We start from the raw sequence: 231 nt of genomic DNA, 5'->3' as shown, positions 1-231 counted from the left end.
TGAAATGGTAATGCCTGGTGATAACGTTGAGATGGGCGTAGAGATTATCAACCCAATCGCTATGGACAAAGGTCTTCGCTTCGCAATTCTTGAAGGCGGCCGTACTGTAGGCGCTGGTGTTGTTGCTAACGTATTGAACTAAGCCTTAAGTCTCAGTAATGAGCTTATGAATTAGTCATAAAAAGCCCATCCTATCTAGGGTGGCCTTTTTTTTGTGGGAGAATGTGAATC

Annotated in this window: 1 pseudogene; it reads left to right on the top strand. The window is 43.7% G+C overall.

Annotated features, from left to right (window positions below):
• Nucleotides 1–142, top strand: a pseudogene (tuf, locus tag V6252_RS13050) (elongation factor Tu); the annotation flags it as partial.
• Nucleotides 143–231: the final 89 nt, after the last annotated feature.

This window comes from Psychrobacter proteolyticus (assembly GCF_038155145.1).
Taxonomy (GTDB): domain Bacteria; phylum Pseudomonadota; class Gammaproteobacteria; order Pseudomonadales; family Moraxellaceae; genus Psychrobacter; species Psychrobacter proteolyticus_B.
This window is presented reverse-complemented; position numbering and strand designations above follow the sequence as displayed.